Source organism: Caulobacter sp. GW821-FHT11E11 (assembly GCF_058808315.1).
Window position 1 is genome coordinate 156,235 of sequence record NZ_JBXARO010000010.1, and the last position, 19,841, is coordinate 176,075.

Annotated in this window: 17 protein-coding genes; 10 read left to right on the plus strand and 7 right to left on the minus strand. The window is 69.4% G+C overall.

From position 1 onward, the window contains the following. The first annotated feature begins 74 nt into the window (after positions 1–74). Both AC1RR5_RS23255 and AC1RR5_RS23260 read left to right on the plus strand, forming a co-directional pair. Positions 75–1,073 carry a FecR family protein gene (locus tag AC1RR5_RS23255; protein WP_492925517.1) on the plus strand — a complete coding sequence of 333 codons (999 nt, stop codon included), beginning with the start codon at positions 75–77 and terminating at the stop codon, positions 1,071–1,073. Positions 1,074–1,167: 94 nt separating this feature from the next. Then, a complete protein-coding gene (locus AC1RR5_RS23260; RefSeq protein WP_492925519.1) occupies positions 1,168–4,119 on the plus strand; it encodes a TonB-dependent receptor in 2,952 nt (983 codons plus the stop codon). Here the strand turns inward: AC1RR5_RS23260 and AC1RR5_RS23265 are convergent. The 7 genes from AC1RR5_RS23265 to AC1RR5_RS23295 are packed head-to-tail and all read right to left on the minus strand — an operon-like array spanning position 4,096 to position 10,103. Continuing rightward, complete coding sequence (locus AC1RR5_RS23265; RefSeq protein WP_492925521.1) at positions 4,096–4,602, minus strand: flavin reductase family protein; 507 nt, start codon at positions 4,600–4,602, stop codon at positions 4,096–4,098. The two genes, AC1RR5_RS23260 and AC1RR5_RS23265, sit on opposite strands and share 24 nt — an antisense overlap. Positions 4,603–4,605: 3 nt before the next feature. Then, entirely contained in the window at positions 4,606–5,700 is a 1,095-nt protein-coding gene (locus AC1RR5_RS23270; protein ID WP_492925523.1) for an LLM class flavin-dependent oxidoreductase, read from the minus strand. 26 nt (positions 5,701–5,726) lie between these two features. Next, complete coding sequence (locus AC1RR5_RS23275; protein ID WP_492925525.1) at positions 5,727–6,365, minus strand: glutathione S-transferase family protein; 639 nt, start codon at positions 6,363–6,365, stop codon at positions 5,727–5,729. Positions 6,366–6,373: 8 nt separating this feature from the next. Beyond that, positions 6,374–7,951, minus strand: a complete 1,578-nt coding sequence (locus AC1RR5_RS23280; protein WP_492925527.1) for a rhodanese-like domain-containing protein — start codon at positions 7,949–7,951, stop codon at positions 6,374–6,376. Next, on the minus strand, positions 7,948–8,559 hold the full coding sequence (locus AC1RR5_RS23285; RefSeq protein WP_492925529.1) for a cysteine dioxygenase family protein: 612 nt from the start codon (positions 8,557–8,559) through the stop codon (positions 7,948–7,950). The genes AC1RR5_RS23280 and AC1RR5_RS23285 overlap by 4 nt, the downstream gene beginning before the upstream one ends. A 3-nt stretch (positions 8,560–8,562) precedes the next feature. Beyond that, complete coding sequence (locus tag AC1RR5_RS23290) at positions 8,563–9,375, minus strand: ABC transporter ATP-binding protein (protein ID WP_492925531.1); 813 nt, start codon at positions 9,373–9,375, stop codon at positions 8,563–8,565. A gap of 2 nt (positions 9,376–9,377) precedes the next feature. Further along, positions 9,378–10,103 carry an ABC transporter permease gene (locus tag AC1RR5_RS23295; protein WP_492925533.1) on the minus strand — a complete coding sequence of 242 codons (726 nt, stop codon included), beginning with the start codon at positions 10,101–10,103 and terminating at the stop codon, positions 9,378–9,380. A 213-nt stretch (positions 10,104–10,316) separates the two neighbouring features. On the opposite strand from AC1RR5_RS23295, the gene AC1RR5_RS23300 reads away from it, so the two are divergent. The 8 genes from AC1RR5_RS23300 to AC1RR5_RS23335 all read left to right on the plus strand — a co-directional run bounded on the left by AC1RR5_RS23300 (position 10,317) and on the right by AC1RR5_RS23335 (position 19,837). Next, the gene (locus AC1RR5_RS23300) at positions 10,317–11,153 is read left to right on the plus strand and encodes a LysR substrate-binding domain-containing protein (protein WP_492925535.1); all 837 of its coding nucleotides are present in this window, start codon (positions 10,317–10,319) and stop codon (positions 11,151–11,153) included. A gap of 144 nt (positions 11,154–11,297) precedes the next feature. Then, the gene (locus AC1RR5_RS23305; RefSeq protein ID WP_492925537.1) at positions 11,298–12,140 is read left to right on the plus strand and encodes a TauD/TfdA dioxygenase family protein; all 843 of its coding nucleotides are present in this window, start codon (positions 11,298–11,300) and stop codon (positions 12,138–12,140) included. Positions 12,141–12,285: 145 nt separating this feature from the next. Beyond that, on the plus strand, positions 12,286–14,892 hold the full coding sequence (locus AC1RR5_RS23310; RefSeq protein WP_492925539.1) for a TonB-dependent receptor plug domain-containing protein: 2,607 nt from the start codon (positions 12,286–12,288) through the stop codon (positions 14,890–14,892). Between the two features lie 11 nt (positions 14,893–14,903). Next, positions 14,904–15,845 carry an ABC transporter substrate-binding protein gene (locus AC1RR5_RS23315; RefSeq protein ID WP_492925541.1) on the plus strand — a complete coding sequence of 314 codons (942 nt, stop codon included), beginning with the start codon at positions 14,904–14,906 and terminating at the stop codon, positions 15,843–15,845. Next, positions 15,842–17,416: an FAD-dependent oxidoreductase gene (locus tag AC1RR5_RS23320; protein WP_492925543.1), complete on the plus strand. Its 1,575-nt coding sequence runs from the start codon at positions 15,842–15,844 to the stop codon at positions 17,414–17,416. The genes AC1RR5_RS23315 and AC1RR5_RS23320 overlap by 4 nt, the downstream gene beginning before the upstream one ends. Then, positions 17,416–17,805, plus strand: coding sequence for a 4Fe-4S dicluster domain-containing protein (locus tag AC1RR5_RS23325; protein WP_492925545.1), 390 nt, complete (start codon positions 17,416–17,418; stop codon positions 17,803–17,805). The genes AC1RR5_RS23320 and AC1RR5_RS23325 overlap by 1 nt, the downstream gene beginning before the upstream one ends. Then, positions 17,805–18,476: a peroxiredoxin-like family protein gene (locus AC1RR5_RS23330; protein ID WP_492925547.1), complete on the plus strand. Its 672-nt coding sequence runs from the start codon at positions 17,805–17,807 to the stop codon at positions 18,474–18,476. The genes AC1RR5_RS23325 and AC1RR5_RS23330 overlap by 1 nt, the downstream gene beginning before the upstream one ends. 14 nt (positions 18,477–18,490) lie before the next feature. Next, entirely contained in the window at positions 18,491–19,837 is a 1,347-nt protein-coding gene (locus tag AC1RR5_RS23335; RefSeq protein WP_492925549.1) for an LLM class flavin-dependent oxidoreductase, read from the plus strand. Positions 19,838–19,841: the final 4 nt, after the last annotated feature.

The following is a 19,841-nucleotide window of genomic DNA, read 5'->3' on the forward strand; positions in this document are numbered from 1 at the left end:
GTGTTTGTCTCCGCGATCGTTGAGAAGATACGCCCCGGACAAGACCGGGCCACTGGGAAAGCCTGACGCTCTAGATGCTCGATCGTTTCGCCGCCTTTTTTGAACGCCAACCGCGCACCGCGGAGGACTGGGTGGTGCGCCTGGGTCGTCCCGACGTGTCGCGTGCGACGCAGGCCGCGTTCGAGCGTTGGCTGGCGGCTGATCCCAAGAACCTCGCCAACTACGAAGCGGCCAAGGGCCTGGTGCGCGAGACGCAAAGCCTGCGCGCCGAATTGCTGGGCGAGCTGAACCTGATCCCGTCCGCGCCGACCGCCCGTCGCCACGTGAAGACCGGTTGGACGCCTGTGGCCCTGGCTGGCGGCCTGATCGCGGCCGTGATGGCCGTGGCCATCGCGCCGACGCTGCTTCGTCGCCTCCAGGACCCGCTGACCGGCGCGGCGACCTACACGACCGCCGTGGGCGAGATCCGCGACGTGACCCTGGCCGACGGCTCGGTCGTCACGCTGGACACCGCCACCACCCTGCGGGCCAAGGTCGACGGCCGCGTGCGCCGCCTGGCCCTGGACAAGGGCGCGGCCTATTTCGCCGTCGCCCATGACAAGGCTCATCCGTTTCAAGTCGCCCTGGCCGACCGTCAGGTCGTCGTGACCGGCACCCATTTCGCCACGAGCCTCCGCGACGGCCGTGCCCGAGTGGAGTTGCTGGAGGGCTCGGTCGAGGTTCGCCAGCCCCGCGTCTCGACCGAGCCCGTCCGTCTCGCCCCCGGCGACCAGGTGTCGTACCAGGCCGGCGGCGGCGTCCGTCGCGAGGCCCGGATCGACCCGGCGACGGCGGTCGCCTGGCGTCAGCGCCGACTGGTCTTCCAGGACGCGGCGCTGTCGGAGGTTCTCACTGAACTGGGCCGCTATACCGACGCGAAGATCCGTCTGGCCGACCCGGCGTTTGGTCGCCAGCGCGTCACCGCCATGTTGCCGCTGGACGGCCGCGACACGGTCATCAGCCGCGCCGCCAAGGTGCTGCCGGTGACCCTGAGCCGCACCGCGCCGGGCGAGGTGACCGCCTCGGCGCGCTGAGTTTCGCGCGACTGTCACGAAGCCGAGCTACCAGACCCCTGACGCTTTCACCGCGTCGGGGGTTTTCGTCAGTCGTCATATGTCGCTTCGCCGCGTGTCCGCTCTGTCGATCGCGGCGCTGGCCCTGGCCGCGCCGTTTTCGGCGCAGGCGGCGACCCGTTTCGACATTCCGGCCCAGGATGCTCGCCCAGCCTTGATGGCGCTATGCCTGAAGGCCGGCTGCGCCTTCGCCTTGTCCACCGAGCCCGGCCAAACCTATCGCGTCAACGCCGTTGCCGGGACCATGCCCTGGCCGGATGCGCTGAAGCGGCTGCTGGCGGGCACTGGCCTGCGCTATGAGATCACCGATCACGCCTCGGTGCGGGTCTGGGCCGAACCGCCGGTGGCGGTGGCTCCGCCGCGCGCCGCGCCGGTTCCGGAGGCGCCGGTCCATCTGGATGAGGTAACGATCACCGCCGCCTTCGTGGCCGGGATCGAAGACTCCCTGATGCAGAAGCGTCGCGCCGACGCGATCATCGACGCCGTCTCGGCCGGCCGTATCGGCGAGCTCCCGGCGGCCAACCTCGCCGAGGCCCTACAGCGTGTGCCTGGCGTGGCCATCGAGCGCGAGGTGGGGGAAGGGCAGTTCGTCAGCGTCCGGGGGCTGGGGCCGCTGTTCCAGTCAGTGACCCTGAACGGCGCGCCGGTGGCGTTCAACGAGAACATCCGCAACTCCACCCAGAGCGGCCGCCAGTTCCGCTTCCGCGCGCTGTCGGCCGACCTGCTTGCCGGGGCCGTGGTGGCCAAGTCGGCGACGGCCGACCTCGTCGATGGCGGTATCGGCTCCAACATTGACATCCGTACGGTGCGGGGGCTGGAAGGACCGTCGTACCTGTCAATCCGCGCCGACGCCCATGCCGAGGTCCGCTCGGGCGCGGTGTCGCCGGACGTCGCCGTCTCGGGCCGTTGGCGGCGCGCAGATGACCGCCTGGGCGTGGTGGCCGGCGTCTCCACCGAGCGGCGCGAGGTGCAGTACGACCGCTTCCAGGTCTCGCGCTACCGCGACCTCGTCATCGGCGGCCGCGCCTTGACCGGTCCAGAGGACATCCGCACCACCGTCGAGCAGGAACAGCGGGCCCGGACCACGGCCTTCGTCGGCGCCGAGTGGCGGGTCGCGCCTTCCGTCACCCTCTATCTCGACGCCCTGGCCTCGCGCTTCGACAACGGCATCCGCGAGGACCGCGTCGTCTATGGCATTGGCGACTACGCGGCCCAGGCGCTGGTGGGCGACGCCAAGGTCGAGGGCCGCACCCTGGTCGGCGGTCGCATCACAGCCGGCCAGATCAGCAACAATCTCGAAGTCTCCGACCAGGTCCACGACAATGTCTCGCTGAGCCTGGCCATGAAGGCCGACGCTGGCGCCTGGAACCTGGAGCCGCGCCTCAGCCTCTCCAGTGCTCGCTCGAACCTCGATACGCCGCTGCAGCGGATCGGCGCCGTTAGCCCGCTGGGCGTCTCCTACGTCTTCGACCTGGGACCCGACCTGATCGAGAGCCGCAAAGCCCCACTGCTGTCGACGTCGTTCGACCTGACCGATCCGGGCCAGCTGACCTTCTCGCGCTATGGCGTTCGCGCCACCCAGGTCGAGGACCACGACATCACCGGCCTGATCGCCGCGCAGCGGCCGGTCGACTGGACGCTGGGGCCGGTCAGGATCGAGCGCCTGAGGTTGGGCGGCCAGGCCAGCGACCGGGGGCGGAACTTTCAGCGCCGCGATCGTGAAGCCGTGGCCCGGTCAGGGACCGTCGTCGACGCCAGCTTCTTCGATATTCGGGCCCCTAGAGGCGCCTTCGATCGCCTGATCGACGCGCGCCCCCCAGCCTGGATCGCCGCCGATTTCGCCGCCTTCCGCCGGGGCTTCGTGCTGCCGGGCGCGGCGGACGGGGTGATCGTCGACGCCGACCAGCTCGTCCCCACCGGCGCGGACCTGCAAGGCTCCTACAAGGTCGGCGAACAGATCCTGGCTGCTTACGGACGCCTGGACTTCGCGACGAACGTGCTGGGGCGCTCGGCCACGGGCAATGTCGGCGTGCGCACCGCTTGGACTCGCACGGATGTGGCCGGTTCGCTGCTAGGGGTCTCGGCGACGGGATCCATGGACGTCAAGCCGGTCCGCTATGCTGGCGACCATGCGGTGGTGCTGCCCAGCGCCAACCTGGCCATCGCCCTGGACGATCACTGGCGGCTGCGCCTGGCGGCCTCGCGCAGTATCACGCGGCCATCGCTGGCCGATCTGCGTTCGGCGACCGTACCGGCCAGCAGCCTGGTCTCGATCCTTTACCAGCGCGGCCAGGCCGAGATCGACAATCCCTCGCCGGGGACGCTGTTCTCTGGCGTCGGCGGCAATCCGGCGCTGAAGCCGTACCTGGCAACCAACTACGACCTGTCGCTGGAGCGGGAGTTCGAGGGTTTCGGCGGCGTCAGCCTGGCGGTGTTCCACAAGAGCATCGACGACTTCATCGTCGCCTCGGTCCAGGCCGAGCGCCTGACCTTCGCCACGCGTGCGGGGACGCCGGTGGTGGCCACGGTGATGATGTCCCGGCCGCGCAACGCCGGCCAGGCCAAGGTGACCGGGTTGGAGGCCGCTTTCAGCCGACGCTTCGCCCATGGCTTCGGCGTCTGGACCAGCGCCACCTGGGTCGACGCCTCGAGCAGCGACGCCCTGGGGCGGCGCGGTCGGTTGAACGGCGTCTCGCGGCTGTCCTATTCGATCAGCCCGTTCGTGGAGCGTGGACCGCTGCACGCCCATCTGTCCTGGACCTGGCGTTCGCCGTTCGGCTCCGAGGCCGACATGCAGGGCGGCGGGGTGTCGAGCTTCGTGGTCGCCAGCGCCGGCTACCTGGACGCGGCCGGTTCGTATGACCTGAGCCCACGCGTCTCGGTCTTCGTCGAGGCCAGCAACCTGACCGACACGGTCGAGGCCGCCTACGAGAACCACCGTAGTCGTCCGCTGCAGATCGGCCGCTCGGGTCGCTCGTTCGGTCTAGGGCTGAGGATGCGGCTCTAGGGCTCGCAGGGCGCGGTTCCAGGCCACCAGGGGCGGGCCGGAGGTCAGGGCGCTGCGCGCGGCCGTGACCACGAAGATCGAGTGGGTGCCGGCGTCGGCGATGCTGTCGATCCTGCAGTGGGCGGTCGCCAAGCCGGCGCGATAGGCTGGCGGCTCCTCGACCTCAAGGCTCCAGCGGGCGGGCGCGAAGCGTTCGTGGGCGCGGGAGGAACTGGCGAACTTCATCGCCTCGTCCTCGTCGGTGGCACCCAGCAGGGCGACGCCGCATTCGACCGAGGCCGACAGCGCGTCATGGCTGGCGGCCTCCTTGCGGACGCAGAACAGGAAGCGGGGCGGATCGACCGACAGGCCGGTGATCGAGCTGACCAGCAGGCCGCGCGGCGTCTCGCCGTCCCAGCACGAGATGATGGCGACGCCGCTCGCCAGGTGAGCCAGGACGTCCTTGAAATCGGCCGAGGCAGGCGGAGCGGCGTCGTAGGGCATGGATCAGCTCGCGGCCCGGGCCAGGCGGATGTCGCGCTCGGCCACCAGTTGGCGGACCAGCGGGATCAGATCGCGACCATAGGCGATGGCGTCCTCCACCGGGTCGAAGCCCCGGATCAGGAAGGTCGAGACGCCCAGGTCGTAATAGTCCAGCAGGCTCTCGGCGACCTGTTCCGGCGTGCCGACCAGGCCCGTGGAGTTGCCTTGCGCGCCGGTGACGCCAGCGACGCCGGTCCACAGGCGTTTGTCCAGGCGCGAGCCTTGGGCGGCGGCGTCCAGCAGGCGCTGCGAGCCAGCGTTGGGCGGGCGGTGGCCGGTGGTCGGCAGGCCGGCGGCCTCACGCAGGGCCTTGGCCTTGGCGACGATCTCGTCGGCGCGGGCCCAAGCGGCTTCCTCGGTGTCGGCGATCACCGGACGCAGCGACAGCGAGAACTTCACCTGGCGGCCGTGCTTGGCGGCGGCGTGGCGGACGCGGGCGATGGTCTCGGCCACCTGGGCCTGGGTCTCGCCCCAAAGGGCGTAGATGTCGGCGTGCTTGCCGGCGACAGGAATGGCCGCGTCGGACGAGCCGCCGAAATAGATCGGGATGTGCGGCTTTTGCACGGGCTTCACCGCGCCGAAGCCCTGGTCGACTTTGTAGAACTTGCCCTCATAGTCGAACGGCTTTTCGCTGGTCCACTCGGCGCGGACGATGTCCAGGTACTCGCTGGTGCGGGCGTATCGCTCGTCCTTGGTCGAGTGATCGCCGTCCTTGGCCAGTTCCTCGTCCGAGCCGCCAGTGATGATGTGCACCGCCACGCGGCCGCCGGTGAAGTGGTCCAGCGTCGCCAGCTGGCGCGCGGCCAGGGTCGGCTGGGTGAAGCCCGGACGGTGGGCGATCATGAAGTTGAGCTTCTTGGTCACCGAGGCGGCGTGGGCCACGACCAACTGGCTTTCGGGGGAGGTGGAGCTGAACGCGACCAGGGCGCGATCGAAACCGCCGTCTTCGTGGGCGCGGGCGATCTTCTCGACATAGTCGACGTCGATGACCGGACCGGACGGCGGAATGATCTCCGACACGTTCTGCGTATGGATGATGCCGATGAATTCGACGCTCATGGCGAGGCTCCTTGGAAGGGGTGGGGTCAGGCCGCGACGGGCGCGGCTTCCTTGCGCAGCGCGCGGACGACGGAAGGGCGAGCGAAGGCGCGGGCGGCCTTGGCGCTCCAGGCGGGATACTTGGCGGTGTCGATCTGCCGGCGCTCGGCCCAGCGCCAGATGACCAGGGCATAGGCGTCGACGGCGCTGAAGCTCTCGCCCAGCAGCCAGGGGCCGGGCTCCTGCGCCAGGCGCTCGATGTCGGTCAGGGTGCGGGCAAAGCGCGCCTCGCCGGGCGTGGCGAGGGCCTTCTTGACCTCTTCGTCGTCGGCGTAGCGTTCGGGCCGGGCGATCTGGGCGAAGGCCACGTGCACCGTGCTGGCGAACCAGCTCATGACCTCATAGGCCTTGGCCAGTTTCAGCGGATCGGCCAGCGGCAGGAGCTCGCTGTGCGGATAGCGGTGAGCCAGATAGGTTAGGATGGCCAGCACCTCGGTCACCGGCTGGCCGTCGACCACCAGGGTCGGCACGCGGCCGCGCGGATTGACCTTCAAGTACTCGGGCTTGCGCTGGTCGCCGGCCGCCAGGTCCAGGCGGTGGGCGGCGTAGGGGAGGTCGATCTCCTCCAGCGCCACCAGCGGGGCCAGGGACGAGGAGCCGGGCGCGAAATAGAGCTTCAAAGTCATCGCGGGCCTCAGATCACGTAGAAGCCGTGCGTGGCGTCGCGGGCCAGCTGGTCGACCAGGCCGAACTCCCAGTCGAGATAGGCCTGCATGGCCTCGGCGGCGTTGTCGGTGCCTTCGTACGGGCGCTTGTAGACGTCGGTCGGCGGGTTGGCGGCGCGGGTCAGGCCCGGCTCGACGGCGCGGCCGGCGGCGATCCAGGCCTCGGTCCCGCCTTCCAGCACGCGTACCGGACGGTCGGTCAGGGCTTCCAGCTCCGGCGCGGCAAGAGCGGCCAGGGCTCCGTCGGCCGAGGTCAGGACGATGGCCTTGTCCTTGGGCAGGGCCGCCAACGCCTCCGGCAGCTGGGCGCGGATGGCGAACCAGGCGCCAGGCACGTGTCCCTTGCGGTGGCGCGGGCTGGGGGCGAGGTCGACGACGACCACGGCCTCGTCTGCGAGGGCCTGGACCAGGTCGCGCGGCGACAGGGTCTCGAACGCTGGCAGGGCGGGCAGCCGGGCCGTCCAGGCGCCGGTATCCAGCGCGCCGTCGAAACCGCCCTCCAGCACGTAGACTTCCCAGCCCAGCTGGGCCAGCCACGAGGCAGTCATGTCGGCGCGTGGACCCAGGTCGTCGGCCAGCACGATGCGGCCGCCGCGCACGGGCGCGAAGACGTCGGTCTCCTGCACCAACTGGCCGCCCGGCGCCGAGCGGAAGCCGGGCAGGTGGCCGGCCGCGAACTCCTCGGGCGTGCGGACGTCGAAGCGGTAGAGGGTGCGGTGGGTGTCCTGGGCGAGATCAGCCAGGCCTTGAGCGTCCAGGCGACGGACGCCGGCGCGATAGGCGACGTCGCGGGCGCGGCTGCGGGCCTCTTCCAGCGTCTGCTCACGCACCTCGGGGAACTTGCGGGTCTGGCCGTGCTCCAGGCTCTGCTCGGCCAGCGTCCAGCCGATCGTGCCGTTGCGCAGGGCGAAGATGGGGTTGGGCAGGCCGGCGTTCACCAGCGACTGGGCGCCGATCAGGCTGCGGGTGCGGCCGGCGCAGTTGACGATGATGGTGGTGGACGGATCGGGGGCCAGCTCGCGGGCGCGCAGGACGAGTTCGGCGCCGGGCGTGCTGATGCCGCCCGGGATGCTCATCACCGCATATTCCTCGAAGCGGCGGCTATCCAGGATCACCTGATCGGCCTTGGCGTCGATGCGGGCCTGGACCTCCTGGGCGGGCAGGGACGGGGTGTGCCGCCGCGCCTCGACCAGTTCACCAAATGCCTTGCTGTAGGAATTGACGTCCTGGAACAGCTCGTAGCCGGCCGCCGTCCAGCCGCCGAGGCCGCCGTCCAGCGCGTGGACGTTCGTGTAGCCAAGGGCGGTCAGGCGCTCGCCAGCCGGCGCGACAAGGCCTTCCCCGTTGTCATAGAGGACGACCTTCGCGTCCTGGCGCGGCACGCGATCCAGGATCTCGATCTCCAGCCGGCTCAGCGGCAGCTGCGAGGCGAACAAGGGGTGGGCCTTCGCGAACGGGTCTTCCTCGCGCAGGTCCAGCAGGGCGATCTCGCGTCGGGCGATCAGGTCACGACGGACATCTTCCGGAGTGACGACGGGAAGGCTCATTCAGCGGCTCCATAGGCCAAGGCGCTGGCGCGATCGAAAAGAAGGGGCGGCGGGACATCCGCGTAGCCGGAGATGAAGGCCTTGGGCTTGCCCTCGGCGTCGTAGGTCGAGCGCCGCACCGTCCCGATATCGGCTCCGTAGACGTGGATGCTGATCGAGGTGCGGTCGTCGAAGGCGTTGGCCACGCGGTGGATGTCGCCGACGGTGGGCGAGACGGCCTCGACCTGGCCTGCCTCCAGGCGATGGACCTCGCCGGTGGCGGCCAGGGCCTCGCCGCGTCGGGCATAGGCCTGCGACAGCTCGGCCCCGCGCAGGACGCCGACCAGGCCCCAGACGGTGTGGTCGTGGATCGGCGTGGCTTGGCCCGGACCCCAGACGAAGCTGACCACCGAGAAGCGGCCTGCCGGGTCGCGATGCAGCAGGTACTGCTGGTAGCGCGTCGGATCGGGCTGGCTCTGCGGTTCGGGCAGCCAGTCGTCGGCGGCGACCAGATGCGCCAGCAGGGCGCCGCCCTCGCGCAGGATCACGGCCTCGTCGCCCGTTTGGTCGAGCAGGTCGGAAAGGTCGGCGACGAAGTCCGAGAGGCGATGAGGACGGTGCTGGCTCATGGCCTAGAGCACGACCTCGCCGGTCGGGAAGGCGACCAGGTGGCCTTCACTATGGACCGGGGCGTCGACGCCCAGGTGGCCCAGCAGGCGACGGCGGATGGCCTGGAAGCGGGCGTCCGGCGCGCGCGGGCGCTCCAATTCGATACGCTCCTCGGCGGCGATGCGGCCCTTGTCCAGCACCAGCACGCGATCGGCCAGGGCGATGGCCTCGTCGACATCGTGGGTGACCAGCAGGACGGCCGGGGCGTGCTCGCGCCACAGGGCCAGGACCAGGTCGTGCATCTTCAGGCGGGTCAGGGCGTCCAGGGCCGCGAAGGGCTCGTCCAGCAGCAGCAGGCCGGGTTCACGCACCAGGGCGCGGGCCAGGGCGGTACGCTGGGCTTCGCCGCCCGACAGGGTGCCGGGCCACGCGCCGAGACGATGGCCAAGGCCCACCTCCTTCAGCGCCGCCTCGGCGCGGGCCCGGACTTCGCTGCTCGGGCCGGACAGGCCGAGCGCCACGTTGCGCCAGACCTTCTTCCACGGCAGCAGGCGAGCGTCCTGGAACACCACGGCGCGGGCGTCGGGCGTCTTCACGTCCTGCCCGACGGCGGAGTCGAGGCCCGCCAGGGTGCGCAGCAGGGTGGTCTTGCCCGAGCCGCTGGCGCCCAGCAGGGCGACGAACTCGCCGGGAGCGATCGACAGGTCCAGGCCGTCGATGACGGTGTTGTCGCCGAAGCGACGGACGAAGTTCTTCAGTCGTACGGCGGGCTCGACGGCTTTGGAGGCCGAACGCGAGATCTCAGGGCGACGCAGGCGCGGTTGCGAGATGGCCATGACTATTGCTCCACGAGGCTGGGGCGCCACGCCAGCGTCTTGCGCTCCAGCGTGCGAACGAGGGCGTCGGCGCCGAGGCCGAGCAGGGCGTAGACGACCAGGCAGACGACGATGATGTCGGTGCGCATGAAGTCGCGGGCGTTGTTGACCAGGTAGCCGAGGCCGGCCTGGGCGTTGATCTGCTCGGAGATCACCAGCACCAGCACCGAGATGCCCAGGGCATAGCGCAGGCCGACGAAGAACGAGGGCAGGGCGCCGGGCAGGATCACCTCACGCACCAGGCTCCAGCCCGTGAGACCAAAGCTGCGGGCGGCCTCGACCAGCTTGACGTCGACGCCCCGGATTCCGGCGAACAGGTTCAGGTACAGCGGGAAGGTCGCCGAGACGGTGATCAGCAGAATCTTCGGCGTCTCGCCGATGCCGAACCAGACGATGAACAGCGGCGTCAGGGCCAAGACGGGGATGGTCCGCTTGATCTGCATCAGCGGGTCGACCAGCGTCTCGCCCCAGCGCGACAGGCCCGAGATCAGGCCTAAGGTGGTCGCCAAGACGAGCGCGATGCTGAGGCCTGCGCCGGCGCGGGCCAGCGAGACCAGCAGGTTCTTGGGCAGTTCGCCCGACGCGGTCAGGGACCAGAAGGTCTCCAGAACCGTCGACGGTGCAGCGAGCACCCGCGGCGGGATCACGCCGGCGCGCGCGCCCAGCTCCCACAAAGCCAGCAACAGCAAGGGAGAGAGCCAACGGGCGCGGGCCAGATCGGGCCAACGCCACGGCCTAGCTTCAGAAATTCTGTAGGTCGTCGCCAGAGACACTGCGGTCCTCTCTCGTCGTAAACCGTTGCGACGCAAGCGCCGCGGGTCCACAGAGAAGGACGTTGAATTCCTACTTGATCAATAGACTTATCCTCACATAGCTTATTAGCAATTCTCAAGGGGCCGCCGATGGTGACCAACCTGCCGACCGAACTGCTGCGAAGCTTCGTGGCCATTGTCGACTCCGGTTCGATGCTGCGGGCGACCGAGCGGGTGTTCGTCACCCAGTCGGCGCTGAGCCTGCAGATGAAGCGCCTGGAGGAGACGGTGCTGACGCCGCTGTTCCACCGCGAGGGACGACGGCTGGTGCTGACGCCGGCGGGGCAGACCCTGTTACCGAGGGCGAGAGAGATCCTGGCCCTGAACGACCGCGCCGTGGTGGCCCTGACCGGTGACGCCCTGGCTGGGCCAGCGCGGGTGGGTTTCGTCCAGGACTTCGCCGAGACCCTGCTGTCGGGCGTGCTGGCGCGCTTCGCCCAGCTCAATCCCGACACCCAGCTGCAGGTGCGGGTGGCCGGCTCGCCCGAACTGCTGGGCCTGCTGGAAGCCGATCGCCTGGACGTCATCCTGTGCATGGGCGCGCCCGACGATCCGCGCGCGGCGCGAGTGGTGCCGATGGTCTGGCATGGCGAGTCGGCATTGGCTGAAACCGAGGTCCTGCCGATCGCCATCCTGGAGGCGCCATGCCGCTTCCGCGACGCGGCCCTGGCGGCCCTGGAGCGCGATGGCCGGCCGTACCGGGTGGCGCTGGAGACCCCCAGCCTGTCGGCCCTGAGGGCGGCGGTGCAGGCCGGTCTGGCGGTGACCTGCCGCACCTCGCTCTTCCTGCCCGAGCGCGCGCCGCTGGCCACCAATCGCCTGCCGTCGCTGCCCGAGGTGGCCTACGTCCAGAGGATCAACGACACGCCCCACGCCTCGATCACCAAGCTGGGACAGCTGATCCACGCGGCCGCGCTGGACCTCTGACTATGCGCTGCGCAAATGCCGCTTATTGCCACGGGCGATATATAAAACTCTGAATTTGTTCAGAGAAATACTCGGTCGATCCGTTGGGCGGTCGTGGCCATGTTGCGCCGCACCGGCCCTGAGGTCGGCTTCAGGAGGTTTCCAATGAGCGACGTCCTCGACAAGATTGAGCAGGTGGGCCTGAGCGTCACGCCGCTCAATCCTTCCATCGGCGCCGAGATCGGCGGCCTGGATCTGCGCCAGCAACTGGACCGTCAGCAGCGCGACACGCTGAAGGCGCTGCTGCTGCGTCACAAGGTGCTGTTCTTTCGCGACCAAGATATCAGCCGCGACCAGCAACTGGCCTTCGCGGCCAATTTCGGCGAGGTCTACGCCCATCCCATCGGCGGGGTGGAGACGCACCGCGCGGTGCAGCCGATCTCGGCCGAGGCGCTGAAGAAGTACGACATCCGCGAGAACCACTGGCACACCGACACCAGCTGGCGGATCAATCCGTCGCTCGGCGCGGTGCTGAAGGCGGTGCACATCCCCGAGGTCGGCGGCGACACGATCTGGGCTGACGGCCACGCGATCTGGAAGGGGCTTCCGGAAGACCTGAAGGCCCAGATCGACGACCTCTATGTCGTGCACGACTACCAGCACGCCCTGGCGAAGGCCGGCGAGCGCTATCCGCTGGTGGCCCATCCGGCCGTCCGCACCCATCCTGAGACCGGCGAGGAGATCTTCTGGATCAACTATAGCCTCAAGCCGCGCTTCGTGGATCTGGCGCCCGAAGAGAGCAAGGCGCTGCTGGCCCGTCTGTATGACGAGGTGAAGCGGCCCGAACACCATGCCCGCTTCCGCTGGCGCAAGAACTCCGTGGCCCTGTGGGACAACCGCGCGGGCCTGCACTACGCGGTCCGCGACTATGGCGACTTCCCGCGGGTGATGGAGCGCGTGCTGATCGGCAGCGACGACATTCCGTACCGCGAGCGCAAGCCCGCCTGACTTCCGGCGCGTCCGAAGGGCCGGGGACGCGCTTTCCACCACTGATCAACAAACGACGCTCGGCGACCCGCCGGGCGCGGGGGATAGACTTTTGCCTTTTTCCAAGAGCCGGACGGTTGTCCGACAGCGTGACTCCAAGCTGAACTTGCACGCCTCGCTGCTGGCCTGCGCCTCGGTCCTGGCGCTGAGCGGCGGCGTGGCCCACGCCGCCGACGCCACGCCCGCTCCCCTTGTCGACGCGTCTGTCGCCGACACCGAGGGTGCGACGGCGGTCGACAGCGTCATCGTCACCGGCGTGCGCGGCGCCCGCCGCACCGTCGCCGACAGTCCCGCGCCGGTCGACGTGATCGGCGGTGAGCAGCTGCTGGCCACCGGCAAGGTCGGCCTCAAGGAAGTGCTCAACACCCTGATCCCGTCGTTCAACCTGCCGGGCATCAATGGCGGTGGCACCTCGTGGACGGTGCGCGCCATCACCCTGCGCGGCCTGAACGGCGACCAGGCCCTGTTCCTGGTCAACGGCAAGCGCCGTCACACCACCTCGCTGATCAACAACCTGGCCCGCGTGGGCCGAGGCGGCGTGCCCGTCGACCTGGACTTCATCCCGGCCTCGGCGATCGAGCGCATCGAAGTGCTGCGTGACGGGGCCTCGGCCCAGTACGGCTCGGACGCCATCGCCGGCGTCGTCAACATCATCCTGAAGGACGATTTCGAGGGCGGCTCGTTCAGCTACACCGGCGGCCAGAACTTCCTGGGCGACGGCGACACCCGCGCCGCCACGATCAACTGGGGCCGGCGCCTGGGCGACAACGGCGGCTTCCTGCACCTGGCCTTGAACTGGAAGAACAACGAAGCGGCCACCCGCGCCGTGCCCTCGCGCGCCCAGTACATCTACCAGCCCACCGTCACGAGCGTTGGCGGCGTCACGACGGTGACGCCTGATCCGCGCGATGCCACGGTCGACCGCTATTCCTGGGGCCTTAGCTACGGTCCCGGCGAGGAAGACATCCTGGCCGCTGCCTACAATGCCGAGCTGCCGTGGCGCGACCTGAAGCTCTATTCGTCGGGCACGCTGAGCCACCGCTCGTCGAAGAAGAACACCGGCAGCTTCCTGCCCAACCTCGCGCCGGTGACCGGCGTCACCGCCGGCCGGCCGCTGAACCGCAACTCGCTGCCCGAGGTTTATCCCGACGGCTTCAACGCTTACCGCCGGATCTTCGAGCTGGACTTCCAGACCAGCTTCGGCGCGCGCGGCGAGACGGCCGGCTGGGCCTGGGACCTATCGACGACCCTGGCCCAGGACCACGCCCAGCTGGACGGCCAGAACACCCTGAACGCCACGCTGGGTCCGAAGAGCCCGACCTATTTCCACCTGTCGACCCACGAGTTCCGGCAGTGGACCAACAACCTGGACTTCACGCGCGAGTTCGCCGGTTTGCTGAAGAATCCGCTGCAAGTCTCCTGGGGCCTTGAACATCGTTACGAGCGCTTCCTGATCGAGGCGGGCGACGAGGCCTCGTACATCGTCGGCGACTACGTGATCCCGGCCGGCCAGCCGTTCGCCGGCCTGCGCCCGAACCCGGGCCTGGCCTCCTATGCCGGCACCGCGCCGGAGGACGCCGGGTCGATCCACCGCCACAGCGGCGCGGCCTATGTCGATGTCGGAACCGACGTCACCGACACCTGGTATGTCGGCCTGGCCGGCCGCTACGAGAAGTACGGCAAGGGCGTGGGCGACACCTTCAGCGGCAAGCTGACCACGCGCTGGGAGTTCCTGCCGGGCTACGCCGTGCGGGCCACGGTCAGCAACGGCTTCCGCGCCCCGTCGCTGGGCCAGACCCTGTTCGCCACCTCGACCATCAACGGCAGTCTGTGCCCCGCCGCGCCGAACAACATCTTCCGCGGCGCTCCCTGCGTTCCGGGCGAGTATCTGACCTTCCCGACCAAGGTGCTGCGCACTGACAGCGTCGAGGCAAAAGCGCTGGGCGCTGAGACGCTTAAGCCGGAAACCTCGACCAACTACAGCTTCGGCGTCACCGCCGAGCCATTCGCCGGTCTCCGCCTGACCCTGGACGCCTACGAGATCCAGATCGACGACCGCATCGTCGACACCAGCAACCTCGACCTATCGGTGGCCCAGCTGGGCTCGCGGGCCGACCTGGCGCCGCTGCTGGCCCGCTTTCCGCAGGGCCTGACGGCGACCTACTACACCAATGCGGTTTCGACCCGGACCACGGGCGTGGACTTCGTTGGCGAGTACAGCTTCAGCGTGGGCGACCTGGGCCGTCTGAACCTCAATGCCGCCTACGCCTTCAACAAGACCAAGATCACCAAGCTGAAGGCAACGCCCGCGGTCCTGAAGGCGGTGAACCCGAACCTGGTGCTGTTCGACCGCCAGAAGATCGCCGACCTGACCATCGGCACGCCGCGCGAGAAGATCATCGTCGGCGCCCAGTGGCAGCGCGGCGACTGGACCGCCGGTCTGCGTAACACCCGTTACGGCCGCTACACCGAGGCCGGCACCTCGGCGAGCCTGGATCGCACCTTCAGCCCGAAGTGGATCACCGATCTCGACATCGCCTGGCAGGTTCGTGAGAGCACCAACATCGCGATCGGGGCCAACAACCTGTTCGACAAGCATCCCGACAAGATCGGGATCCTCAACGCCGACCAGGGCACCGGCCAGTTCGGGACCTTCTCGCCCTTCGGCATCACCGGCGGCTACTACTACGCCCGCCTGACCCAGAGCTTCTGAGGGAGGCCGCGATGAACCGACGCCAGCTACTCGTCACCGGCTTCGCCTTTGCCGGTTTAGCTGCCTGCTCCAAGAGCGGAGGTGGCCAGCCCGTCCTCAAGGTCGGCAGCCAGCGCGGCGGCACCAAGGCGGTGCTGATCGCCTCCGGCGCCTTGGAGGGCGTGCCCTACAAGATCGAGTGGAGCGAGTTCCCGGCCGCCGCGCCGCTGCTCGAGGCGGTCGGCGCGGGGGCCGTCGACCTGGGCGAGGCCGGCGATGCGCCGTTCCTGTTCGCCTATGCCGGCGGGGCCAAGATCAAGGCCGTGCAGGCGGGGCGCAGCGGCGGTTCGTCGACGGCGATCTTGGTCTCCAAGGACTCGCTGATCCGCACGCCCGCCGACCTGCGGGGCAAGAAGATCGCCACCGGGCGCGGCTCGATCGGCCATTACCTGCTGCTGGTGGTGCTGGAGAAGGCGGGGCTGAAGCCGTCCGACGTCTCGATCGTCTATCTGAGCCCCGGCGACGCCAAGGCGGCGTTCACCGCCGGCTCGATCGACGCCTGGGTGACCTGGGGCTCGTACGTGGCCCTGGCGCACCTGCACGACGCGGCGCGGGTCCTGATCGATGGTGAGGGCCTGCTGGGCGGCTTCGGCTACGAGGCGGCCAGCGAGAAGGCGATCGCCGAGAAGCGGCCGCAGATCGAGGACTTCCTGAAGCGCCTGGCCAAGGCCCGGCGCTGGGCGGCCGACAATCCCGACGCCTTCGGCAAGGTGCTGGCCAAGGAGACGGGGCTCTCGGAAGAGGTCGCGCTCTATACCGTGCGCCAGTACCGGATCCGGCCGGCGCCGCTGGGCGAGGAGTCCGTGCGGGAGGCGAAGGCGGTGCTTGACCGCTTCCGCTCGGCTGGCGCGGTGAACACCGCTCGCGACCCGGCCGCCGCGTTTGACGCCTCGTTCAACGGGGCCCTTGCGTGAGCGAACCTCTGACCCTTTCTACCGACGTCCTGGTCATCGGCGGGGGCCTGGCCGGCGCCTGGGCCGCCATGGCGGCGGCGCGCGAGGGCGCGGACGTGGTGCTGGTCGACAAGGGCCATTGCGGGACTAGCGGCGTCACCGCCACGGCAGGCCCGGGCCACTGGTGGGTCCCGCCCGAACGCCGCGAGGCGGCGGTGGCCGACCGGCTGCAGCGCTCGCTGGGCCTGGGCGATCCCGACTGGATGCGGCGGATCCTGGACCTGACCTGGTCCAGCCTGCCGGGTCTCGCCGACCACTACGCCTTCTCGACAGACGACAAGGGCGAGGTGCAGTACCGGGGGCTGCGTGGACCGGAATATATGCGGGCCATGCGCGTCTACGCCCTGGCTGCGGGCGCGAAGATCCTGGACCACCATCCGGCGCTGCAGCTGCTGCGGCATGGCGACGGTTCGATCGCCGGCGCTTCGGGGATCGCACTGCGCGGCGAGCGGCCATGGACGATCCGAGCCGGCGCCGTGGTGCTGGCCACCGGCGGCACGGCCTTCGCCTCGCGCCTGCTGGGCTCGGCGACCAACACCGGCGATGGCCTGCTGATGGGCGTCGAGGCCGGGGCGGATCTCTCCGGCATGGAGTTCACCAACTACTACACGGCCGCGGTGGCCGGCACGAACATGGCCCGCTCGATGGCCTACAGCTTCGCGCGCTGGTTCGACGCCGACGACACCGAGCTGGACATCCCCAACGGGCCGGACGTCACCCCGCACCTGGCGCAGGCGCTGCTGAAAGGGCCGCTGTTCTGCCGACTGGACCGCGTGCCGGACGACATCCGTCAGGTGATGCCTGAAGTGCAGCCTAATTTCGTGCTGCCTTTCCAGAGGCTTGGCATCGATACCTATAGCGAGCGCTTCGAGGTCACGCTGCATGCCGAGGGCACGGTGCGCGGCATCGGCGGCCTGCGGGTCGATGACGAGGAGTGCCAGACCGCCGTGCCGGGCCTCTATGTCGCCGGCGACGCCGCCAGCCGCGAGCTGGTCACCGGCGCGATCTCCGGCGGCGGGGCGGTCAACTCGTCCTGGGCGCTGTCGTCGGGCCAGTGGGCCGGCGCGGCGGCGGCGCGGCGGGCGCGGTCGAACGGGGCGCGGCATGAAGACCTGGCCATCGCTACGGGCCAAGCCGGCCTGACGCCTCGGCTCTCCGCGCGATCGTTCGACACGGCAGGCGCCGTCCAGGCGGTGCGCGAGGAGCTGAACGCCTACGACAAGAACATCTTCCGCCGGGGCGACGTCCTGGCCGCCTCGCTGGAGCGCCTGGACGAGGTCTGGCGCGAGCTGGCCGATCATGGTCACGCCGAAGGCCGCGCCGCCCTGCGCCTGCGCGAAGCCGCTGCCCTGGTCGCCGCCGGCCGCTGGAACAAGGCCGCCGCCCTGGCGCGTCGCGAGAGCCGGGGCATGCACCGCCGCGAGGATGCTCCAGGCCTTGATCCACGCCTGGCCAGCCGCCAGCGCGCCCAGGGCCTGACGCGGGTCTTCACGCGGTTCGAGCCGACGCTCGCCCAGGCGGAGGTCGCCTGATGATCGAGGTCGTCATCGAGGAGCGCTGCGGCGGATGCGGCGACTGCGTCGACGCCTGCCCCAGCGACGTGCTGCGGGTGGGCGAGGGCGGCAAGGTCGTGATCGCCGCCCAGGCCGACTGCCAGACCTGCCTGCTGTGCGAGCTCTATTGCCCGACCGACGCCCTGTTCGTCTGGCCGGAGGTCGACCGCATTGCTGGGGTCACCGCCGAGCAGGCCCTGGCCTCGGGCCAGTTGGGCGCGTTCCGCCGCGACCACGGTTGGGGCGAGCACGCCGCGACCCACACCAACCAACACTGGCGGATGGGGGCGATCTTCGAGCGCGCCTACCGACAGGCGACCGAGCTCGCCGCCGCCAAGACCGCTCGATCAGAAGGGGAGAAGACCTGATGAGCAAGAGCCTGAAGGACCGCCTGGCCGACCTGCACGCCGAGCGCGTGCGCACCTGGGAGCCGGCGGCGCTGAAGATCAATGTCGACCAGCGGCAGACCCTGGTCGAAACGGCCGACCCGTCGCAATGGGTCAAGGTCGGCGACCGCCTGGAGCCGTTCGTGCTGCAGGACGTCGAGGGCGGCGAGCTGGCCCTGGAGAGGCTGCTGCAGCGTGGTCCGGCCGTGCTGGTATTCTTCCGCTTCGCCGGCTGCCCGGCCTGCAACATCGCCTTGCCCTACTATGATGAGGCCCTGGCGCCGGGCCTGCGCGATCTGGGCGCGACCCTGGTGGCGGTCAGCCCGCAGGTTCCCGAGCGGCTGATCGAAATCCGCGGCCGCCACAACCTGACCTTCAAGGTCGCCTCGGACCTTAACAACGACCTCGGTCGTCGCCTGGGCATCCTCTACACGGCCGACGAGGCCAGCCAGGCCGCCCAGCGCGCCAAGGGCGGCTTCATCGGCGACACGACCGGCGCCGGGACCTGGGAACTGCCCCAGCCCGCCGTCGTCGTTATCGACCACGAGCGTGTCGTCCGCTTCGTCGATGTCAGCCCCGACTGGCTGGTCCGCACCGAGGCCGATCCGGTCCTCCAGGCCGTCCGTGACATCACCCTGGTTCCCGCCGAATAGATCCGAGATTTCAGATGACTATCGCCAAGACCTCCGAGCGCCAGCTGAAGCTCGGCTTCATCCTGCACGGCGTCGGCCCCGGCTGGGGCGACTGGCGTCACCCGGACGCCCAGCCCAGCGCCAGCACCGACTTCCAGTTCTACAAGCGCCAGGCCCAGGTGGCCGAGGCGGGTAAGTTCGACTTCCTGTTCGTGGCTGACAGCGTCTACATCACCGAGAAGTCCAGCCCCCACTACCTGAACCGCTTCGAGCCGCTGACCATCCTGTCGGCCTTGGCTGGCGCGACCAACAACATTGGCCTCGTGGCTACCTTGACGGTCAGCTACAGCGAGCCGTTCAACGTGGCCCGCCAGTTCGCCTCGCTGGACCACATCAGCGGCGGCCGGGCCGGCTGGAACGTCGTCACCTCATGGCTGGAAGGCAGCGCCGCCAACTACAGTCGCGAGAAGCACTATGACCACGACGTCCGCTACCGCCTGGCCGGCGAGTACCTGGACGTGGTCCAGGGGCTGTGGGACTCGTGGGAGGACGACGCCCTGACCTTCGACAAGAAGGGCGGGCAATTCTTTGATCCGGCCAAGCTTCATGCCTTGAACCACAAGGGCGAGTTCTTCTCGGTGAAGGGGCCGTTGAACATCAGCCGCTCGCCCCAGGGTCAGCCGGTGATCTTCCAGGCCGGCGCCTCGGAAGACGGCAAGAACTTCGCCGCCAAGCGCGCCGACGCCATCTTCGTCTCGCACGAGGATGTCGACGCCGCCCAGGCCTACTACAAGGACATCAAGGCCCGCGCCGCCGGCTTCGGCCGCGATCCGAACCAGCTACACGTCCTGCCCGCCGCTCGTCCGGTGGTCGGCCGCACCGCCGAGGAGGCTGAGGCGCTCTACAAGGAGCTGACCGAACTGGTGTCGTTGGACAACGCCCTGTCGATGTTGGCGCGGCCGTTCAACGAGTACGACTTCAGCCAGCACGATCCGGACGGTCCGTTCCCGCTGGAGGCCGCCGAGTTCGGGGCCAATTCCAACCAGAGCGCCGTTACCCGCGTCGTCGCGGCGGTAAAGGCCGAGAGCCTGACCCTACGCGAGACGGCTTTGCGCTTCGCCACCCCGCGCGGCCACTTCGTCGGCGCGCCCGAGCAGGTCGCCGACAGCCTGCAGCACTGGTTCGAGACGCGCGCGTCCGACGGCTTCGTGCTGTTCGAGAGCCTGCCTGGTCAGCTAGAGGCCTTTGTCGAGCTGGTCGTGCCGATCCTGCAGGCGCGCGGCCTGTACCGCACCGAGTACGAAGGGACGACCTTCCGCGACAGCCTGGGCCTGGACTTCCCGGTCAACCGCTACGTGGGGGCGTTGCAGGCGGCCGAGTAGGGAG

Excerpts from the sequence above, each read along its gene's own strand:
- AC1RR5_RS23255 (WP_492925517.1), top strand. The coding sequence starts at position 75 with ATGCTCGATCGTTTCGCCGCCTTTTTTGAACGCCAACCGCGCACCGCG.
- AC1RR5_RS23265 (WP_492925521.1), bottom strand. The coding sequence starts at position 4,602 with ATGCCCTACGACGCCGCTCCGCCTGCCTCGGCCGATTTCAAGGACGTC.
- AC1RR5_RS23270 (WP_492925523.1), bottom strand. The coding sequence starts at position 5,700 with ATGAGCGTCGAATTCATCGGCATCATCCATACGCAGAACGTGTCGGAG.
- AC1RR5_RS23275 (WP_492925525.1), bottom strand. The coding sequence starts at position 6,365 with ATGACTTTGAAGCTCTATTTCGCGCCCGGCTCCTCGTCCCTGGCCCCG.
- AC1RR5_RS23280 (WP_492925527.1), bottom strand. The coding sequence starts at position 7,951 with ATGAGCCTTCCCGTCGTCACTCCGGAAGATGTCCGTCGTGACCTGATC.
- AC1RR5_RS23285 (WP_492925529.1), bottom strand. The coding sequence starts at position 8,559 with ATGAGCCAGCACCGTCCTCATCGCCTCTCGGACTTCGTCGCCGACCTT.
- AC1RR5_RS23290 (WP_492925531.1), bottom strand. The coding sequence starts at position 9,375 with ATGGCCATCTCGCAACCGCGCCTGCGTCGCCCTGAGATCTCGCGTTCG.
- AC1RR5_RS23300 (WP_492925535.1), top strand. The coding sequence starts at position 10,317 with ATGGTGACCAACCTGCCGACCGAACTGCTGCGAAGCTTCGTGGCCATT.
- AC1RR5_RS23305 (WP_492925537.1), top strand. The coding sequence starts at position 11,298 with ATGAGCGACGTCCTCGACAAGATTGAGCAGGTGGGCCTGAGCGTCACG.
- AC1RR5_RS23315 (WP_492925541.1), top strand. The coding sequence starts at position 14,904 with ATGAACCGACGCCAGCTACTCGTCACCGGCTTCGCCTTTGCCGGTTTA.
- AC1RR5_RS23325 (WP_492925545.1), top strand. The coding sequence starts at position 17,416 with ATGATCGAGGTCGTCATCGAGGAGCGCTGCGGCGGATGCGGCGACTGC.
- AC1RR5_RS23330 (WP_492925547.1), top strand. The coding sequence starts at position 17,805 with ATGAGCAAGAGCCTGAAGGACCGCCTGGCCGACCTGCACGCCGAGCGC.
- AC1RR5_RS23335 (WP_492925549.1), top strand. The coding sequence starts at position 18,491 with ATGACTATCGCCAAGACCTCCGAGCGCCAGCTGAAGCTCGGCTTCATC.